Genomic DNA, 19,783 nt, shown 5'->3' on the forward strand with positions numbered 1-19,783 from the left:
CGCCCGACGACGGCGCACGCGGCAGGTCACGCTCAGCCGTTGAGCAATCCCAGCACCACATCGCGCGGCAGCTTGCCGGTTTCGTTGCGCGGCAGGGCGGCGAGTTTGCGCAGGCGGCGCGGCAGGAACACCGGGTCCACGCTGACGCGCAGTGCGGCCAGCACCTGGGCTTCGTCGAGGGTGGGGGCGACCACCAGCGCAGCGATGCGACCGACCGCCTGGCCGGGGTCGGGCGCGAGCTGCACGATGGTCCCGTCGATGACGCCGGGAATGGCGAGCAAGCGCCGGGTGAGATCGGCCAGCGATGCGCGTTTTCCGGCGATTTCCAGCAGGTCGGCCTGGCGGCCGCGCACCTGGAAGCGGCCGTCGTCGGCCACGTCCATCATGTCGGCCAGCAGCACCGGCGTGGCCAGATGCGGCGCATGCACCAGCGTGCCTGCAGCCTGGGTTTCCAGGCGCACGCCGGGCAAGGGCGTCCACGCCGCTTCCAGCGCGGTGCGGCGCACGGCGAACACGCAGGTTTCGGTGGAGCCGAACATCTCGCGCACCTCACCGCCGAAACGCGCTTCGGCGGCAGCGGCGATCTCCGGCGCCAGCGGCGCGGTGGCCGACACGATGCCGGCCAGCGGCGGCAGCGCCACGCCGGATTCGACCAACGCACGCAGATGCACCGGCGTGGTCACCAGGACACGCGGCGCGGGAATATCGGCCAGCGCACGTGCCACGTCGTCCGGAAAGAACGGCCGCCCTGCGTGCACCGCCAGCGTGGTCACCATCGGCAGCAGCACCGACAATTCCATGCCGTACATGTGCTGCGGCGGCACCGTGGCAACCACGTGCGGGACGGCATCGGCGTGCGTCCACAGGCTTTGCAGCGCGACCAGATCCTGGCGCGTGCTGGTCAAAAAACTGCCCCATGTCTTGGGATTGGGTTGCGGGCTGCCCGTGCTGCCGGAGGTGAAACCGATCGCCACCAGCGCATCGTCGGCCAGCTGCGGAATCGGACCCTGGGCCTGCGGCAACTCGGCCGGCAGCTGCCAATACCGCGGCGGCGCCAACTCCAGCGTCAGATCGCCCAGACAATAGGTATCGGCGTAACGCGCCTGCACTTCGCCCACGACCGCCGGCGCGCGCGAAGACGGCAGCAGCGAGACCTGCCCGCGCAGCGCACACGCATAGAACGCCACCATGAAACGGTAGCGGTCTTCGCACAGATTCACCGCATGGCTGCCCGCGGGCAGCTGTCGCGCCAGGCCGTGCACGTGTGCAATGAAGGTCGCCAGATCGACCGACTGCCCCGCGCGCCAGGCCAGCGGACGGTCGGGCGCACCAACAGCCATCGGATGGGAAACAGCGGGAGCAGGCAGGCTGGACATGGAAACCGACGGTCGCAAAAGCGCGCTAGCTTGGCCGCCACCTGCGCTGCTGGCAAGTCGGGGGTTTTCCTCAGCGACACGCGGAGTTGATCGCCGCCAGGGCGTGGCATGGGGGGACGGGCCAGTTGCGTGTACCGCGCGCGCCTTGTGCGGCACGGCAATCATCATCTCTGCGCTCGGCGGGTCTTCGCCAGTGCGTGGTTGCGCTGGGCGTTGCGATACGCCGGTCGGCTGCAGGTGTGGATGGCAGTCGTGCGGCGCGGCTGCGCAGGTGGGTTTTCCACGCGAGATTTTCGCTGCGCTCGTCTGCGCTTGTCAGTCGCGCGCGGATTTACCAGTGCCGTGGAGTTGAAGTGTTCATTTTGCTGTCGCGTCCTACCTTGCTGATGCCGCGTACCGCTTGCTCTGCAACTGCATGCCTTGCGCAGCGCTCGATCATGGTCGCGCCCGCTCATCGCGCGCTAGCAGATGTTATCGGCGGCTGCATGCAGCCACGCACGCATGACCTGTGGCCCAAGCCTGCCACGAAGGCGAACTGCTAGGCTTGCGCGCTCTCCTTTGCGTCCAGCCGTGTCCGATGCCTAGATTGTTGCCGTTGACCCTTCTGCTGCTGGCCACCGCTGCGCATGCGCAGTCTGCCGCCCCGCTCACCATCGAACAGGCGATGGCCGACCCGGACTGGATCGGGCCGTCGGTGGATCAGGCCTGGTGGCAATGGGACGGCAAACAGGTGCAATACCTGCTCAAGCGCGATGGCAGCCCGGTGCGCGACACCTATCGCCAGGGCACCGGCGGTGGCACTGCCGAACGTGTGGCCGATGCCGCGCGCGCCGGCCTGGATGCGGCAAACCCCAGTTACGATGCCACCCGCCAGCGCATGCTGTTCGCACGTAACGGCGACATCTTCCTGCGCGATCTGCGCACAGGTGCGCTGACCCAGCTGACCCGCAGCAACGAGATCGAATCGCGTCCGCAGTTCGCCAGCGACGGCGGTGCGATCTGGCGCGCGGGCAACAACTGGTACCACTGGCGCGCCGACGGCGGCACCGCGCAGGTGGCGGTGGTCAAGGCCGAGCGCGACCCCAACGCCGCCCCAAAGGCCGATGTGCTGCGCGATCAGCAACTGGCGACGCTGGCCACCTTGCGTCGCGACAAGGAGCAACGCGACGCGCTGCGCACGCAGGAAGATGCCTGGCGCCGCGCCGATGCCACGCGTGCGGCAGCGCCGGTGTATCTGGGCGATGAGGTGGAGATCGTCGACAGCGCGTTGTCGCCGGACGGCCGCCATCTGCTGGTGGTCACACAGGCCAAGAGCGCCGACGAAGGCCAGGCCGGCAAGATGCCCAAATACGTGACCGAATCCGGTTACGAAGAATTCCAGGAAGTACGTACACGTGTGGGCCGCAACGCACCGGCAGCGCATGCGCTATGGCTGGTGGATGTCGGCGCGGGCACAGCCAGATCGCTGTCGTTCGATCCGCTCCCCGGCATCGCCACCGACCCGCTGGCGGCCTTGCGCAAGGCCGCCAAGCGCGACCCGCTCAAGGGCAACCGCGCGGTGCGCGTGGAAAGCGATGGCGACGGCAGCGGGCCGGCCGTGCACTGGAGCGATGACGGCCGCAACGTGGCGGTGGAAATTCGCGCGGTGGACAACAAGGACCGCTGGATCGCCAGCGTGGACCTGGACAACGCCAGGTTGCAGCCGCGTCACCGTTTGAGCGATAGCGCCTGGATCAATTGGGACTTCAACGATTTCGGATGGCTGCCCGACAATCGCACGCTGTGGCTGCTGTCGGAAGAGTCGGGCTATTCGCAGCTGTACACCGTGGAAGGCAACGGCAAGCCGCGCCAGCGCACGCGCGGCAAGTGGGAAGTGTCGATGCCCGTGCCCAGCGCCGATGGCAGCGGCATGTTCTTCCTGTGCAACCAGAAATGGCCGGGCGATTACGAAGTCTGCAAGCTCGATCTGCGCAACGATCAACTCACCGAGATCACGGCGTTGAACGGCGTGGAAGGCTACAGCCTGTCGCCCAACGGGCAGCAGTTGCTGGTGCGCTACTCCGGCAGTTATCTGCCGACGCAACTGGCGGTGGTGCCGGCCGCAGGTGGCCAGGCCACCGTGCTCACCGACACGCGCACGCCGGCCTTCAAGGCGCAGCCGTGGATTGCGCCGCAGTACGTGCAGGTGCCTTCCAAACATGGCGCCGGCACGGTGTGGGGCAAGTATTACGGGCCCAAGACGCCGGAGCCGGGCAAGCACTATCCGATCGTGATGTTCGTGCACGGCGCCGGGTATCTGCAGAACGTCTCCGAACGCTACACCCCGTATTTCCGTGAGCAGATGTTCCACAACCTGCTGGTGCAGCAGGGCTACATCGTGCTGGACCTGGACTATCGCGCCTCCGAAGGCTATGGCCGCGATTGGCGCACGGCGATCTATCGCAACATGGGCCACCCCGAGCTGGAAGATTACCTGGATGGCCTGGACTGGCTGGTCGCCACCAAGCAGGGCGATCGCGCACGCGTCGGCATCTATGGCGGCTCGTACGGCGGCTTCATGACCTACATGGCGCTGTTCCGCAGCCCCGGCACGTTCAAGGCCGGGGCGGCGCTGCGCCCGGTCGGCGACTGGATGCAGTACAACCACGAGTACACCTCCAACATCCTCAACACGCCCGAGCTCGATCCGGAGGCCTACAAGACGTCCTCACCGATCAACTACGCCGAGGGCTTGCGCGACCATCTGCTGATCGCACACGGCATGATCGACGACAACGTGTTCTTCAAGGACTCGGTCGACATGACCCAGAAGTTGATGGAGCTGCACAAGGACAACTGGCAGGTGGCGCCGTATCCACTGGAACGCCACGGCTTTACGCGTGCCGATTCATGGCTGGACGAGTACAAGCGCATCCTCAAACTGTTCAACGAGCAGGTGAAACCCTAAAGCCGGCGAAACTGCGCGTGTCTGTCCCTGGATGGAAGCGGACGACACGCGCAGGGCTCGGGCGTTGCGCGTGTTGCACGCAGACGCCGGGGTCAGGCCAGCTCGCAGTCACGATCCGCCCTGACCAACGGCGCACAAGGTTCCTGATGCGGCATCCGCAGCGACGGCCCTGCGAGCGGGATCAACAATGCAGCACGTGCGTAGGCAAACCAACACCGGCGCGTCGGTTGCTTCGCACTCACCTGTTGCTACGCAAGTGGCTCTAAGCTTGGCGCAGGACCGGCAACGCGCCCTCGCTGCGCGCGCGTTGCTGCACCGGTCCGCCGCATGACCGGTGCGCCGCCGGCATGATGGCGCTTCCACTCACCACGGGCGCAGGGAAGGAAGAAGCGATGGGCCTGTGGGACCGTTTGTTTGGACGCAAGAGCACTGCGGCAAACACGCCGCGCACAGCACCGACGGCAGCGCCTGTCGCTGCCGCAGACGCCTCGGAGGCGGGGGCCGAGATCGACCCCGCACTGCAGCCGGCGCTGAGCGCGTTTCAGCGCGGCGACCATGTCGGCGCCTACAACGCTGCGCAAACGCAGCTCCACCTTGGTGCCGACGCGCAGCGCCTGTGCGCGCTGTCGTTGAGCGCGCTGGACCGCTATCGCGAAGCCTACCCGTACTGGCTGGCGCTGTACGAGCTGGAGCCCAGCGCACACAACGCACTGCAGTTGGCAACCACCTCGGTGATGTGCAACGAGATCGCGCAGGGCGAGCAGTGGTTGCTGATCTTCGACGATCTCAACGCGCAGGAGCGGTCCACCTCGCCCGCCACCGCACGTACCAGCTTCCTCACCGCGCTCACCCGCGCCGGCCATGGGGCGCACGCGCTGCCGCATCTGGAATGGTTGCGCGAGGCATACGCCGGCATGTCCATCACCGACAGCCACTTCCTGTACGTGCGCGGGCTGCCGTTTCTCGAAGCCTTTCTTGAGCGCAGTACGCCGCTGTTGCGCCAATGTCTGCCAGCCGATGCAGTGCCCGAGTGGTACGCGCAACTGCAACCGGCGCTGGATCCCCCCGGGCAGGCGATGGTGGCTGCCCACATCGCATCGCTGCAATGAGCGCCGTCCAGCCAGCATCGGCGCGGCAGCGCGGTGGCTTCGTCACTCCGTTGGCGTGGGTTTCCCTGTTGCTGGGGGTGGTCGGCGTGCTGGCCAATCTGGTGCAGATCGCAATGATCGCACTGACGCCAGGTGCGGCATCGCTAGGTCTGCCCGAAGGCATCACCCTGCCCCACTCCTGGCAATGGCTGATCGATCACGCGCTGTCCTTATCCGTCGCCGGCGTGTTGCTCTCGGCTGCGTTCTGCTGGTTGAGTTGGGCGCTGCTGCAGCGGCGCGAGTGGGCAAGGCTTGGCTTCGTGGCGGTGTTGCTGGTGACCGGAGTGCTCAATTTCGGCGGACTGGCGTTGATTGGACCATTGTTCGACGGCGTACAGACGCTACTGCCCGCCGATGTGCTGCAAAGCCCGGAATGGCCGCAGATGCGGGCACGTTTGCAGGCCACCCAGCAGATGGCATTGGTCCTCACCGGCCTGGGTGCGCTGGCGATCGGCTGCGTGCATGCGGTCCTGGCATGGCGGTTGTGCGCGCCCGCTGTCCGCGCGGAATTTTCGCAACCTGAGTGACTTGGGAGCGGGCAAGGACGCTGCAGCCTGCAGCAGATCAGCTGCCTTGCAACGAAATACCCCTCGCTCGCCAGTTGCGCATCAAAAACTGAGAGCTTGCGTGTGCGATTGCCCGGCGATCTTCAAGCCCAGGTCGACTGTACGGCGCCTGCATCGCTCGCGGCACACGCCGTGCACCCATCGTTGCGGAGGACACTGCACCAGCATCCCCGCATCGCACTGCGACAAACGGGCGCGCTTGCGCGGGATGCACCACGCGGAGTGCACGGCTTAGAATTGGGACATGAACGAATTCGACCGTGTACGCGATTATCTGACCGACCTGCAGGACCGGATCTGCGCCGCTGTGGAAGCTGCCGACGGCAAGGCACGCTTCGCCGAGGATCTTTGGAAGCGCGAAGAAGGCGGCGGTGGCCGGACCCGCATCCTGCGCGACGGCGCGGTGTTCGAGCAGGCCGGCATCGGTTTTTCGGATGTGTCCGGTACGCGCCTGCCGCCGTCGGCCAGTGCGCACCGGCCCGAGCTTGCCGGTGCGACCTGGCGTGCATGCGGCGTCTCGCTGGTGTTTCATCCGCACAATCCGTATATCCCGACCACGCACATGAACGTGCGTTACTTCCGCGCCGAGCGCGATGGCGAGGTGGTGGCAGCCTGGTTTGGCGGTGGCTTCGACCTGACCCCGTTCTATCCCTTCGATGAAGACGTGCAGCACTGGCACCGCGTTGCGCAGGCGCTGTGCGTGCCGTTTGGACAAGAGCGCTATGCCGCGCACAAGCGTTGGTGCGACGAATATTTTTTCCTGCGCCACCGCAACGAAACGCGTGGCGTGGGCGGGCTGTTCTTCGACGATCTGGGTCAGGACTTCGAGCGCGACTTTGCCTACCAGCGCGCAGTGGGCGATGGCTTTCTGGATGCCTACATACCCATCGTGCAGCGTCGCAAGGACACACCCTATGGCGAGCGCGAACGCGAGTTTCAGCTGTACCGTCGGGGGCGCTACGTGGAATTCAATCTGGTCTACGACCGCGGCACCCTGTTCGGTCTGCAAAGCGGTGGGCGCGCCGAGAGCATCCTGATGAGTCTGCCGCCGCGGGTGCGCTGGGAGTACGGCTTTACGCCGGAGCCAGGCAGCGCGGAAGCGCGCCTGGCCGATTACCTCATCCCACGGGACTGGCTGGGTTGATGAAGACGCCGCCGTAAGGCGTGTCGTCCTAGCGGACCTCCATGCAGGCTGTGGTCGTGGCCGATACGTTCCAGCGCGCGTCGCGAGCAAGTGCGCTACTTGCTGACGGCTCGATCGACTGTGCGTCATCGGTGCGCCACGCCGCCGGCGACAGCGCCGCAAAGGCGCGGATCGCGCAACGCAAGGCGCCCCGCTCCCTAGCAGGATGAAACTCGCCAACCATCGCCGGCATCGGGAGCGTGTCCGGCAAGCGCGCAGGGCTAGCGTGTGCAACGCAACAACGATAAGCCGATAGCTGAATGCGCGCGGTGGCACGACCCATAAGTCTGAATGCCTGAGAGGGTCACCATACCGCCGGCGCAGCATGACCTCTACATCGCCGCGCGCGGCCAATTGAATGGCATTTTTCCTGCAACGCAGCCTGCAGTGGCGCCTGGCGCAAGCCAATGCGTCGCCTCCGCGGGACCTCTGACCATGTCGCTACATGCCGCGCGCTGCGCACGCCGAGGCACACCGCATCGCAACCGACCCTGCAGTGCTTGCGGCATCATTGGGAAGACACAAATAAAAAAGCCCCGCAGACCAGGGGGAGGTCGGCGGGGCCAGGGAACGGAAACTTGGGGAGGAGTTTCCGCTCCGAGATCTGCTCCAGGGGATGGGAGAGATCTGCCGACAGGCATTGCGCCCGTCGAGGGATATAACAACATTTTCCACATTGATGGATCGTGAAGATGACTGTTAAAAAAATGTAGAATTTAGGGGGTATTCATTCCATTAACTCAGCTGAATTCACATTATGTTTGGAACGGATTATTGCTGATCTGCGTATTCAGCATATCGCTGCCATTCGCCGCATCAATGCGCTTGGTCCCAATTATCGCCAACGCCCGAATCGACCACCAGCGGCACGCGTAATTCAGCAGCGCCCGCCATGCGCGTGGTGACCTCGCTCAGCAGCGTGTCGACGAAATCGATATCGGCTTCGAACACCAGTTCGTCGTGCACCTGCAAAATCATCTTCGCGCGTTGCGCGTGGTCGGCGATCCAGCCATCCACCTTGACCATCGCGCGCTTGATGATGTCCGCAGCGGTGCCCTGCATCGGCGCGTTGATGGCGGCGCGCTCGGCACCGGCACGCTGGCCCTGGCTGCCGGCATTGATGAAATCCAGGTACAGCCGACGGCCGAACACGGTTTCCACATAGCCCTTGTCGCGCGCCTGCTGGCGGGTGGTTTCCATGAAGTCGCGCACGCCCGGGTAACGGCTGAAGTACAGCGCAATGTAATCCTGCGCCTCGCCGCGGCCGATACCGAGCTGGCGGGCCAGGCCAAAGGCGCTCATGCCATACATCAGGCCGAAGTTGATCGCCTTGGCAGCGCGGCGTTCGTCAGCGCTGACGGTGTCGATGGTGCGGCCGAAGACTTCGGCGGCCGTGGCGCGATGCACGTCGGCGCCGGACTCGAACGCACCCACCAGCCCGGGGTCGCCGGACAGGTGCGCCATGATGCGCAGTTCGATCTGCGAATAGTCGCAGGCGATCAGCTTGCGTCCGGGCGGTGCGACGAAGGCGCGGCGAATGCGGCGGCCGTCTTCGGTGCGGATCGGGATGTTCTGCAGGTTCGGATCCGAGGAGGACAGCCGCCCGGTGGCGGCACCGGCCTGGTGGTAGCTGGTGTGCACGCGCCCGGACTGCGGGTGGATCATCTCCGGCAGCTTGTCGGTGTAGGTGCTGCGCAGCTTGGTCAGGCCACGGTATTCCAGGATGACCCGCGGCAGCTCGTGCTGGTCGGCGATGGCTTCCAGCGCCTCTTCGTTGGTCGAGGGCTGGCCCTTGGGCGTCTTGACCACGGCAGGGAGCTTGAGCTCGTCGAACAGCAGGGCCTGCAGCTGCTTGGGCGAATCCAGGTTGAAGGTGCGCCCGGCCAGCTCGGTGGCTTTCTGCTGGGCGGCGAGCATGCGCTTGGACAGGTCCGCGCTCTGGCGGCGCAGTTCGGCCGCATCCACGCACACACCGTTGGCCTCGATGCGGGCCAGCACGTCCACCAGCGGCATTTCGATGTCGCGGTAGACGCGCTCCAGGCCCGGTTCGCTGGCCAGGCGGGGGCCGAGCACGCGATGCAGGCGCAAGGTGATGTCGGCGTCTTCTGCGGCATAGCGGGTGGCGTCTTCCAGGCTGATCTGGGCGAACGGGATCTGCTTGGCGCCCTTGCCGCAGACGTCTTCGTACTTGACGGTGTCGTAGCCGAGATAGCGCTTGGCCAGGCTATCCATGTCGTGGCGGGCGCTGCCGGAATTGAGCACGAAGCTCTCCAGCAAGGTGTCGTCGGCGTAGCCGGCCAGTTCCACGCCATGCCGGCGCATCACGTGCAGGTCGTACTTGCCGTGCTGGCCGAGCTTGCGCACGGCCGGGTCGGTGAGCAGCGGCGCCAGCTGCGCCAACGCCTGGGTGCGGTCGAGTTGAACCGGGACGCCGGGAAAGTTGTGGCCGAACGGCAGGTACGCCGCCTGGCCAGGCTCGGCGGCCACGCTCAGGCCGATCAAATCGGCTTGCAGCGGGTCCAGGCTGTCGGTTTCGGTATCGAAGGCGAACTGCCCGGCGGCACGCAGCCGCGCGATCCAGCTGTCGAGCTGCTCCTGGGTCAGGATGGTGTCGTACTGGCCGGGCGCCGACAGCGACGGATCCAGATCCACCGCTGCGTTGACGGGGCCGGAGACGAAGCCGGTGCCGCGCGCGCGGCCCGGCTCGGTGCGCGCAGTGGCAGCAGCAGCGCCCAGCGCCACCGGCTCGGCCAGCAGGCCCGCCTGGGCAGCGGCCGCACCACCCAGTTCGCGCAGCGCCTGGGTGAAACCGTAGCGGGCATACAGCACCGCCAGCGCCTCGGCATTGGGCTCGCGCAGGTCCAGCGCGCGCGGGCCGCTGGCCAGGGTGACATCGGTCTTGATGGTGACCAGCGTGCGGTTGAGCGGCAGCCGTGGCAACGCGGCGCGCAAGTTGTCGCCGATCTTGCCCTTGATCTTGTCGGCATTGGCGATGACGCCATCGAGCGAGTCGTATTCGGCCAGCCATTTGGCGGCGGTCTTGGGGCCGCACTTTTCCACGCCGGGCACGTTGTCGACGGTGTCGCCCATCAGCGCCAGCAGGTCCACGATCTGCTCCGGCCGCACGCCGAACTTGGCGATCACCGCCGCGTCCGAATCCATGCGGCTGCCGCTCATGGTGTTGACCAGTTCGATGCCCGGGCGCACCAGCTGGGCGAAGTCCTTGTCGCCGGTGGAGATGGTGACGGCCAGGCCATCGGCGGCGCCCTGCAGCGCCAGCGTGCCGATCACATCGTCGGCTTCCACGCCGTCGATACGCAGGATGTCGATGCCCAGCGCATGCACGATGTCGCACATCGGCTGCACCTGCGCGCGCAGGTCGTCGGGCATCGACGGCCGGTTGGCCTTGTAGTCGGCATACAAGTCATCACGGAAGGTTTTACCGGGCGCATCCACCACGAAGGCGATGTAGGCCGGGCGCTCCTTCAAGGTGGCGCGCAGCATGTTGACCACGCCGAACAAGGCGCCGGTGGGCTCGCCCTGCGCATTGGTCAGCGGCGGAAGCGCGTGGAACGCGCGATACAGGTAACTGGACCCGTCGATCAGGACTAATCTGCTCATGACCCAATTCTACGCTGCACGCCCAGGGCACACCGCGCCAGCGCATACTTGCCGACGCTCAATACGGATAACGACAATGAACAAAGCACGTCTTTTGCTGCTGCCGTTCCTGCTGCTCGGCGGCTGTGCCACCAGCGGCGGCGACCGCGCCGGTGGCGATATCCCGGCTGGCGCCGATGTCACCAGCAAGACCATGGGCAACGGCGACAAGGTCGACGAATACCGCGTCAACGGTCAGCTGGAAATGGTGCGGGTGACGCCGGCGCGTGGGGCGCCCTACTTCCTGTACGACCGCGACCACGACGGGCATACCGACGCGGAAAGGGACAAGGTCAACAAGGTGTATTGGCAGCTTTATAGCTGGTGATTGGGGATTGGGGATTGGGGATTGGGGATTGGGGATTGGGGATTGGGGATTCGTAAAGCAGGGGCCGCGGGTCGGAGACGTTCCGTGGCTTTGTTTTTGATCTCTGGTTTGGTGGGTTAGGTGCGTTGCGGCGTTGCTTGTAGAGATGGCTGACTGAGGCCTGGGTACAGTTCTTCGCATGCCGGCGTCGTGCGCCGCCAGTTCTGCTGCTTTGCGGTGACGGCACGGCTGGGCGCGTGGCTCAGCGTTTTTCCAGTTGGCTGGGCGCACCGCTCGGCTTTCTGCGCCCGGTCCGGTGCACCAGTTGGCCAGCTTGCTCGGCCTGCCGGGCGCTTGCGCAGCTTTAGCTGTCTTCCAGCGGGCCGGTGACGCGTTGCAGTTCGTCGATGCCGGCCGGGGCCAGCTCCTTCATCAGGGCCAGGAAATCGGCGCCGACCAGGCGTTGCGCGCGGCGCAGCAGCATCGGCACCGGGCTGGACGGTTCGTGCCGGGCGTAATAGGCGCAGATCTCTTCCAGCCGCCGCTTCACATCATCGGGGCCGGCGATCTCGTCGTTGCGGCACGTGGCGTTGGTTGCCATGGCGACGGCGTGGCCTTCGCCGGCAGCCTGCTCGCCGTCTTCGGCGATCGCCGAGATGCCCTGCCGCGCTTGCCAGTGCGGCAGCACGAAGCGCTCCAGATCGCGCAGGTCGGTCAGTAGCGGGCGCAAGTCAGGGGCGGCGGTGCCGACACGTTCGCTCAGCAGCGCATCGATCGCGCGCGCCTGCCGCAGCGCTTCGGTAATGGCCTGGGCGGAGGTGGCCAGCGTTTCCGGCGTGCAGTCCTGGCAGCAGGCTTCGATTTCGGCCAGGCTGGGGCCGCTCTGGCCGTCGGGCAGCTTGATGCTGCCATTGGCCACGCGTAGATCGCGCAGGCTGAAGCGGCCCAGCCGCGGCGACTGCACGAACGCGGTGGCGCGCAGCGCGCCGAGCAGGCCCATCGGGTCGCTAAGACCGACCAGCGCATTGATGCGCGAGGTCGGGTCGTTGTCGTCGTCGGCATCCAGTTGCGGATGCACGCTGTCCCAATGGCGCTCAAGCAGGCCATGGATCAACGCCAGCGCGTCGGCCCAGCCCGGCAGGCCGCGCAGGCGCAGCCAGGCGGCGCCGAGCCTGCCGGCCACGCGCAAGTCGCGGCTACGCCGGCACAGGTCCAGCGCCAGCGCCTGTACCTTGTCCCAGTCCGGTTCTTCGGCGGCGATGACGCTCTCGCCCAGCGCGCGCTCGGCGCGGACCGCCGATTCGCGCTCCAGGCGCAGGAACTCCGGGTCGTATTCCAGATCCGGTCCGGCCGGGGCGTCGTCGCCGAGCGGCGCCAGCAGGGTCTCCAGGGAACTGTCGTCTTGCATGGCACGGCCTCCATCGGGGGAGCCGCCGCGGTAAGCGGCGGCAGGCAGATCACTTGGGGCTGCAGACTGCGTCCGGATCGCCGGCATCGCAGGCCGGCTGCTGGTCGTCGGGCAGACGCAGGCCGGGGCGGACCAGGCCGAAGGCGCGGTACGGGGTACCGCCGGCCGACAGGTCCACGAAGGCCACGGTGCGGCTGGCCGAACTCTGCGCACGGCCCGCAAACGCCGAGGCCGGCACATTGAAGCCGGAGGCGCCGGCCAGATCGAGCAGGCTGCCATCGACCGCCGTGGCGTTGAAATACGCCGGCGGCGCGCCGATCGCCGCCACGGTCTGGGTGCCGGTGCCGGTTACATAGATCGGGTTCTGCTGCGTACCGATCTGGCCGGTGGCGGCAAAGGTGCCGGTGCCGTTGCGCAACGGCGCGCGGCCGTCCTGGAACAGATTGCCGCGTACCGACAGGAACATCGCGCTGTTGCCGGCATCCACGCTGTAGCTGCTGCCATTGGCCAGCACCAGCAGCAGGTCGCCGCCGTTGGTGAAGCTGAAGCCGTTGCTGGCGACGAAGTCGCCCAGGCGTACGACACGGTTATCGATGAAGCCGGCCGCATCGCCCAGCGCCACTGGCCCGCCTGCGCTACCGCTGAGCAGGCCGGCGGTGATCGAACTGCCGGCGCGCTGGCCGATGCCGGCGACAGCCTGCAACCAGCTGGTGGCACCGCCGAGCTGGCCGCTCAGCTGCAATTCGCCGCCGCTGCGCAGGCGCAGCGAGGGGCCGCCGGCGACGCGGCCGCTGACCAGCAATGTGCGGTTGCTGAGCACATCCAGGCCCTGCGCGCTGAAGTCACCGAGCACATCGATGGCGTTGCCGCTGCCGGTGAGCGCGACCGCCCCGGCGGCGCTGCCGCTGAGCTGACCGGCGCGCAGGTTGCCGGCGTCCTGGGTGATCGCCCCGCCGCTGCTCAAGGCCACGCTGGCGCCTCCAATGTCGTGACCGAGGACCACGCCGGTGCCGCCGCGCAGGGCGATGGCGTTGGCGCTGAGCATGCCGGCGGTAGCGAGCTGACCACCGGCCTGCAGACGCAGGGCATCGCTGGCTTGCGCAGTCGCCGCCAGGTCGTTGCGATCGACAAGGGCGATGCTGCTGCCGCGCGCCTGCACCGTGCCCTGGAAGTCGTTATCGGCCGCATCCAGCACGATCGCGCCGGTGCCGGCATCGAGCAGGCTGCTGCCGACCACCGTCAATGCGCCTTGCTGGGCGATGCCGGCAGCGGTGGCCGCAGGCACGGCGATCGCCTGGGCAACGACCGTGCTGGCGTTGGCCGTTGCTGCACTCCCGCTGCGTGCCACCAGCGCACCGCCGATCCGCCCCCGGCCCAGATCCAGGCCGGCGCCGCTGGCGACCTCCAGTGCATCGACATCCAGGTTGCCCAGGACCAGCGCATTGCGATCGCGCACGCTGGCCGTGCCGCCGCTCAGGCTCACCGCCGCCTGGAAATCGTTGCCGGCATCGGTCAATGCAATGGCGGCGCCACCGCTATCGATGCGGGCGCTGCCGGTAACGGTCACGGCACCGCTCTGGGTGACGGCGCCGCCGTTGCTGGCCGCATCCAGATCGCCATTGACCAGGCCAACGCCCAGATTCAGCGCACCGCTGTTGCGGACCTGCAGGTCGCCGGTGTTGAGCGTGCCCAGGGTCAAGGCATTGGCATCGCGCACGCTGCTTGCACCGCCGGTCAGGGCGAGCACGCCCTGGAAGTCGTTGCCCGCCGCCTCCAGGGCAATGGCGCCGCCGCCGGCATCGACCGCGGTGTCGCCTGCGACCAGCAATGCGCCGCCGGTCTGGGTGATGGCGGCGTTGTTGCTGTTCAAGCGCAGCGCGTTGCTTGCCGTGACCGTGTTGCTCAGCGCGATGCCGCTGGCGCCGGTCAATTGCACCGTGCCACCGCGCAACGCGCCGGCAGTGCGCAAGGTGCCGCCGTTGGCTGTCAGCGTCAGCGCGCCGGTGCCGGCGTCGATCTGGCTGGCCGGCAGGTTCAAGTCACCGCCCGCGACCAGCGCGATCGCCGCGTTGGCACCGCTGCGCACCGCAGCGATGCTGAGGTCGTTGCGATCCTGCACGGCGATGGCATTGCCGGTGAGCGCAACCGCGCCGACGAAGTCGTTGTTGGCATCGGTCAAGGCGATGTCGCCGCTGCCGGCATTCAACGTGGATGCACCGCCGACCGACAACCCGCCGCTCTGGGTGATCGCTGCATTGCCGCTGGTGCCGTTCAACGCGCCACGCACCACACCGCGACCGAGATTCAATGCGCCACTGCTGTTGGCGGTGAGTGCATTGGTGGACAGCGTGCCGAAACCGAGTGCGTTGCCGGCGATCTGCACATCGCCTGCCGTGAGATTGACCACGCCGTCGAAGGTGTTGCCCGCGATGTTGAGCGTGACGTCGCCACTGCCTGCATTAACGGTGGTGGTGGTGCCAACGTTGAGTGCCGCGGCGGTCTGCGTGATCGCGGTGTTGTTGCTGCTCAGCGATAGCGCGTCGGTGGTGGTGATGGCGTGGCCGATGGTGAGACCGTCGCGTGCGGACAGGGTCACGTTACGGCCGCGTAAGTCGCCGCCGGTGCTCATGCTGCCGCCGTTGGCGATCAGGGCAAGATCGGCGGTACCGGTGTCCAGGTTCTGCGCGGACAGATTCAGTGCGCCGCCGGCGGTCAACGCGATGGTGCCGTTGGCGCCGGCATTCAAGGCATTGATGGTGAGGTTGCCGCTATCGGCCACTGCGATGCCGGTGCCGGTGAGACTGATGCCAGCGCCAAAGCGGTTGCTGCCACCGTTGAGCGCGATGCTGGCGCTACCGGCATCGACGGTGCTGGCACCCACCATGGCGAGTGCGCCGGCGTTCTGCGCGATGGCGGCATTGGTGCTGCGCAGGGCGAGCGTGTTGGCAGTGACGGTGTGGCCGAGCGTCAGGCCGTCGCGTCCGAACAGCGTCACGTCGTTGCCACCCAGGTCTGCGGCCGTGCTCAGTGCGCCGCCGTTCGATGACAGGGTCAGGTTGCTGTTGCCGACCGCGATAGCCTGCGACGGCAGGCTCAAGGTACCACCGGCCGTCACGACGACCGCGCCATTGCCGGTGCTGGTCAGTGCGGCGAGGCTGAGGTTGTCGCCGTCGGTCACGCCAATGCCGTTGCCGATCAGGCGCACGCTGTCGAAGTTATTGCCGGCTTGCAGCAACGAAATCGCACCCGTGCCTGCATCGACCGTGGTGGCGCCGCTGACCAGCAGTGCGCCGCCGCTTTGCGTAATCGCGGCATTGCTGCTTGCAAGCGACAATGTGCGCGCGGTGATGGTCTGGCCCAAGGTCAAGCCGCTGTTGGCGCGCAGGCTCACTTCGTCGCCAAGCAACGCTGCCGACAGGCTCAGGTGGTTGGCGATCAGATCGATGTTGCCGCTGCCGTTGTTCAACGTCGTGCCTGGCAGGGCCAGATTGCCGCCCGCGGTCAGCGCGATCGTGCCGCCGTTGTTGCTGGTCAACGCCGAGAACGTGAGATCGTTGCTGTCGCGCACCGCGATGCCGGCACCGGTCAGGCGCATGGCGCCCTGGAAATCGTTGCTGCCATCGGTCAGCGTGATGGCGCCGCTGCCGGCATTGAGGGTGGCGGCAGCATCGACGATCAGTCCGCCGGCCTGGCCGATGGCGCCATTGCCGCTGCTCGCAGCAAGCGTGCCGGCAACGCGACCGCTACCCAGGCTCAATGCGCCGTTGCTGGTGGCGGTGAGGCTGCCGGTGTTCAGCGTGCCCAGCGTCAAGGCGCCGCTGTCGCGGATCGACACGCCGTTGCCGGTCAGGCTCACTGCGCCGCCGAACTGATTACCGGCGCTGCCCAACGCGATCGCGCCGGAGCCGGCGTTGACGCTGGAGGTCGAACCGATACGCAAGGCGCCTGCGGTCTGGTTGATCGCGCCGTTGCTGGTGGACACCGACAACGTGCTGCTGGCGATGCCGGTCGCCAGCGTCAGTGCGTTGGCGCTGAACAGCGAGACCGCATTGCCGACGAGATCGCCGCCCAGTGTCAGCGTGCCGTTGTCTGCGCGCAGCGTCAGGTCATCGCTGCTGGTCAATCCGCTGCCAGGCAGCGTGAGCGAGTTGCCTGCGGTGAGCGCGATGGTGCCGGCACCACCGTTGGTGAGCGAGACCACGCTGAGGTCGTTCGCATCGACCACGGCGATATTGCGACCGGTCAGTGCAATGCCGTTCTTGAAATCGTTATCGCCTGTCAGCGAAATGGCGCCGTTGCCGGCATCGACGGTGGCCAGACCGCCGACGTCGAGCACGCCCGCATTCTGGGTGATCGCGGCGTTGGTGGCAGTCAAGCCCAGGATGCCGCCGGCGGTGACGTTGTGATTGAGCACCACGCCATCGCGCGCGCTCAGGCTGACGTTGCCACCGCTCAAACTGCCATTCGTGCTCAATGCACCGCCATTGGCGATCAGGCTGAGCGCGCCAGTGCCGGTGCTGAGGTTTTGCGTGGGCAGCGTGAGTGCGCCACCAGCGGTCAGGGCGATGGCGCCATTGGTGCCGTTGCTGATCGAGGAGACGCGCAGATCGTCACGATCGACCACGCCGATGCCGGTGCCGGTCAGGCTGACGCCACTACGGAAATCGTTGCTGCCATCGGTCAGCGCAATGGCGCCGCTGCCGGCGTTGAGGGTGGCGGTAGCATCGACGATCAGTCCGCCGGCCTGGCCGATGGCGCCATTGCCACTGCTCGCAGCAAGCGTGCCGCGAACGCTGCCGCTGCCCAGGTTCAACGCACCGTTGCTCGTGGCGATGAGGTTGCCGGTATTCAGCGCACCCAGCGTCAGCGCGCCAGTGTCGGCGATGCGGGTGTCGCCTCCGGTCAGCGTCACCACACCCTGAAAATCGTTGGTCGCTTCGTCCAGTTCGATGACGCCGGTTCCGGTACTGATAGTGCTGGTGCCGGTGGCGGTCACGCTGCCGCCGGTCTGGGTGATTGCGCTGTCGGTCGTGGTCAGTGCCAGCGTGCCGCTTGCAGTGACGTCATGCCCCAGAGTCATGCCGGCAGTGCCGGTGAGGTCCACGTTCGTGCCGGCCAACGCGGCGCGCGTGGTGAGGCTGCCGCCGCTGGACAGGGTGAGGTTGGCGCTGCCGGTGTTGATCGCCGCTGCCGGCAGGGTCAATGCACCGGTGGCACGCAGCGACAGTGCGCTGTTGTTGCCAAGGCTCAAGGTGCCGATCGACAGAGTGCCGGCAGCGTTCAACGAGATACCGCGCCCGGTCGCGCTGACCAGATCGCCAAAGGTATTGCCACTGTTGTTCAGCGTGATCGCACCGGTGCCGGCCGTGAGGTCGCTGGTGCCGACGATGGTCAAGCCATCGGTTCCCGACTGCGTGATCGCGCCGTTGTTGCTGGTGGCGAGCAACGCGCCGCCCACCCGGCCGCTGCCCAGGTTCAACGCGCCGTTGCTGGTGGCGGTGAGATCGTTGCTGTTCACCGTACCCAAGGTCAGCGCGCCGCTGTCGCTGATGCGTGTGTTGCCGCCGGTCAGCGCCACCGCACCCTGGAAGTCGTTGCTCGCACCGTCCAGCGTGATGGCGCCGGTTCCGGCATTGATGGTGCTGGTGCCGGTGGCGGCCACGCTGCCGGCGGTTTGCGTGATCGCAGCATTGGTGGCGGTCAATTTCAGCGTGCCGGTCGCAGTGACGTCGTGCGCCAGCGCGATGCCGCCGCGACCGGTGAGGTCCACGTTCCTCCCGGCCAACGCAGCGCGCGTGGTGAGGCCACCGCCGCTGGCCAGGGTGAGGTTGGCGCTGCCGGTGTTGATCGCCGTTGTCGGCAAGGTCAAAGCGCCACTGGCGCTCAACGACAGCGCGCTGTTGCTATCGAGGTTCAACGTGCCGATCGAGAGATTGCCTGCCGCGTTCACGGCAATGCCGTTGCCGCTGGCGCTCAACAGGCCACCGAAGGTATTGCCGCCGTTGGTCAACGAAAGCGCACTGCCGGACTGCAGGAACTGGCTGGTGCCCGTCACCGCCAGCGAACCGGATTGGGACAACGCGACCGTGTTGGTCAGGCTGAGGTTGCCGCCTACGTCCAGGTTGCCGAGGCCGCCGATCTTGTTGGCCCCGCTGAAGGTGGCACTGCCACCGATAAAGCCACCCAGGCTGCCGGCGGTGTAGATGCCGGTCTGCTGTACGCCGCGGCCGGTGCCCAGGGTGATGGCCCCGGTGCCGGCATCGATGCTGCCGCCGCCGGCGACATCGAAGCTGCCAGCGCCGGAGGCGATCAGCGACACGCTGCCGTCGGGACCAGTGGACAGCGACGACGCACGAATGGTGCCGCTGTTGTTGATGAGTCGATCGAAGATGCCTTGCGCCGCGCGCGCCTGCAGCTGGATCGCGCCGCCTGGCGCGCTCAGGGTGCCGGAATTGTCCACCGCCTCGGTGGCCAGACTCAGCTGCAGCGGCTTGTCGATCAGCACGCCGAAGCCGCCGCTTTCGAACGTCAGCGTGGCTGCGTCGGCACCGGCGAGGGTGATGTTGCCGGCGGTGGCGGTGATGGTGCCGCTGTTGGCGACCCGGCCGCCGATCAGCGTGGCCGACCCGGCCGCCGCATTGATGGTGCCGCTGTTGGAGACCAGCGCCACGGTATTGCCGCCGGCGTCGAAGACGTAGTTGCCGTTCATGAACTGGGACACGCTGGTGCCCAGCGTACTGACCACCAGGCCACCGACATTGATGTTGGCGGTGCTTCCGAGCAGCACGCCGTTGCTGTTGAGCAGGAACACCTGCCCGTTGGCAGTGAGGTTGCCGAAGATCTGTGTGGGGTTGCCCCCCTGCACCAGGTTGAGGACCACCGAGGTGGTCGTTGGCTGGTTGAAGGTCATCGTCGCGGCCGAGCCGATGTCGAACGCCGACCAGGTCAGCGCCATGCGCGAGGAGGTCTGGTCGACAACCCGGGTCGTGCCGCTGGCAGCGTTGATGGTGCCGGTGCCGCCGACGATGCTGCCGCCGGTGGGCAGCTGGTTGGCCGCCACCTGGGCCAGGCCGCTGACCGGCATGGCCATCAGCGCAGCTGCCAGCGCGAGGGCCAGCGGGCGATGACGCAACGGGAGCGTGCGCGGCGAGGTCGCGGGATGGATGGTGGCGTGCATGCGCAGATCCC

Annotated in this window: 9 protein-coding genes; 5 read left to right on the forward strand and 4 right to left on the reverse strand. The window is 67.0% G+C overall.

Annotation, left to right across the window (positions count from 1 at the left end; all coding sequences use genetic code 11):
- Nucleotides 1-32 precede the first annotated feature (32 nt).
- Nucleotides 33-1,376 (reverse strand): AMP-binding protein, encoded by a 1,344-nt coding sequence (locus tag AMD14_RS20990; protein WP_015471438.1) that lies wholly within the window; start codon nt 1,374-1,376, stop codon nt 33-35.
- Between the two features lie 586 nt (nt 1,377-1,962).
- Between AMD14_RS20990 and AMD14_RS20995 the strand changes: the two genes are divergently transcribed.
- The 4 genes from AMD14_RS20995 (at nt 1,963) to hemF (ending at nt 7,181) form a co-directional block, all read left to right on the forward strand.
- The gene (locus AMD14_RS20995; RefSeq protein ID WP_015463723.1) at nt 1,963-4,323 is read left to right on the forward strand and encodes a S9 family peptidase; all 2,361 of its coding nucleotides are present in this window, start codon (nt 1,963-1,965) and stop codon (nt 4,321-4,323) included.
- Nucleotides 4,324-4,715: 392 nt separating this feature from the next.
- Nucleotides 4,716-5,432 carry a hypothetical protein gene (locus AMD14_RS21000; RefSeq protein ID WP_003487383.1) on the forward strand — a complete coding sequence of 239 codons (717 nt, stop codon included), beginning with the start codon at nt 4,716-4,718 and terminating at the stop codon, nt 5,430-5,432.
- Nucleotides 5,429-5,998 carry a hypothetical protein gene (locus AMD14_RS21005; RefSeq protein ID WP_003487382.1) on the forward strand — a complete coding sequence of 190 codons (570 nt, stop codon included), beginning with the start codon at nt 5,429-5,431 and terminating at the stop codon, nt 5,996-5,998. The genes AMD14_RS21000 and AMD14_RS21005 overlap by 4 nt, the downstream gene beginning before the upstream one ends.
- Nucleotides 5,999-6,281: 283 nt before the next feature.
- Nucleotides 6,282-7,181 (forward strand): oxygen-dependent coproporphyrinogen oxidase, encoded by a 900-nt coding sequence (hemF, locus tag AMD14_RS21010; protein WP_003487378.1) that lies wholly within the window; start codon nt 6,282-6,284, stop codon nt 7,179-7,181.
- 855 nt (nt 7,182-8,036) lie between these two features.
- Here the strand turns inward: hemF and polA are convergent.
- Nucleotides 8,037-10,841 carry a DNA polymerase I gene (polA, locus tag AMD14_RS21015; protein WP_015463724.1) on the reverse strand — a complete coding sequence of 935 codons (2,805 nt, stop codon included), beginning with the start codon at nt 10,839-10,841 and terminating at the stop codon, nt 8,037-8,039.
- 76 nt (nt 10,842-10,917) lie between these two features.
- Between polA and AMD14_RS21020 the strand changes: the two genes are divergently transcribed.
- Nucleotides 10,918-11,208, forward strand: a complete 291-nt coding sequence (locus AMD14_RS21020; protein ID WP_003487371.1) for a DUF2782 domain-containing protein — start codon at nt 10,918-10,920, stop codon at nt 11,206-11,208.
- A 343-nt stretch (nt 11,209-11,551) separates the two neighbouring features.
- Here AMD14_RS21020 and tssA read toward each other — a convergent pair whose 3' ends face one another.
- Together tssA and AMD14_RS21030 are read right to left on the reverse strand one after the other, a co-directional pair.
- Nucleotides 11,552-12,595, reverse strand: a complete 1,044-nt coding sequence (gene tssA / locus AMD14_RS21025; protein ID WP_011052737.1) for a type VI secretion system protein TssA — start codon at nt 12,593-12,595, stop codon at nt 11,552-11,554.
- 49 nt (nt 12,596-12,644) lie between these two features.
- A complete protein-coding gene (locus AMD14_RS21030; protein WP_040107695.1) occupies nt 12,645-19,772 on the reverse strand; it encodes a two-partner secretion domain-containing protein in 7,128 nt (2,375 codons plus the stop codon).
- Nucleotides 19,773-19,783: the final 11 nt, after the last annotated feature.

This window comes from Xanthomonas citri pv. citri (genome assembly GCF_000961215.1).
In the GTDB taxonomy this organism is placed as follows: domain Bacteria; phylum Pseudomonadota; class Gammaproteobacteria; order Xanthomonadales; family Xanthomonadaceae; genus Xanthomonas; species Xanthomonas cissicola.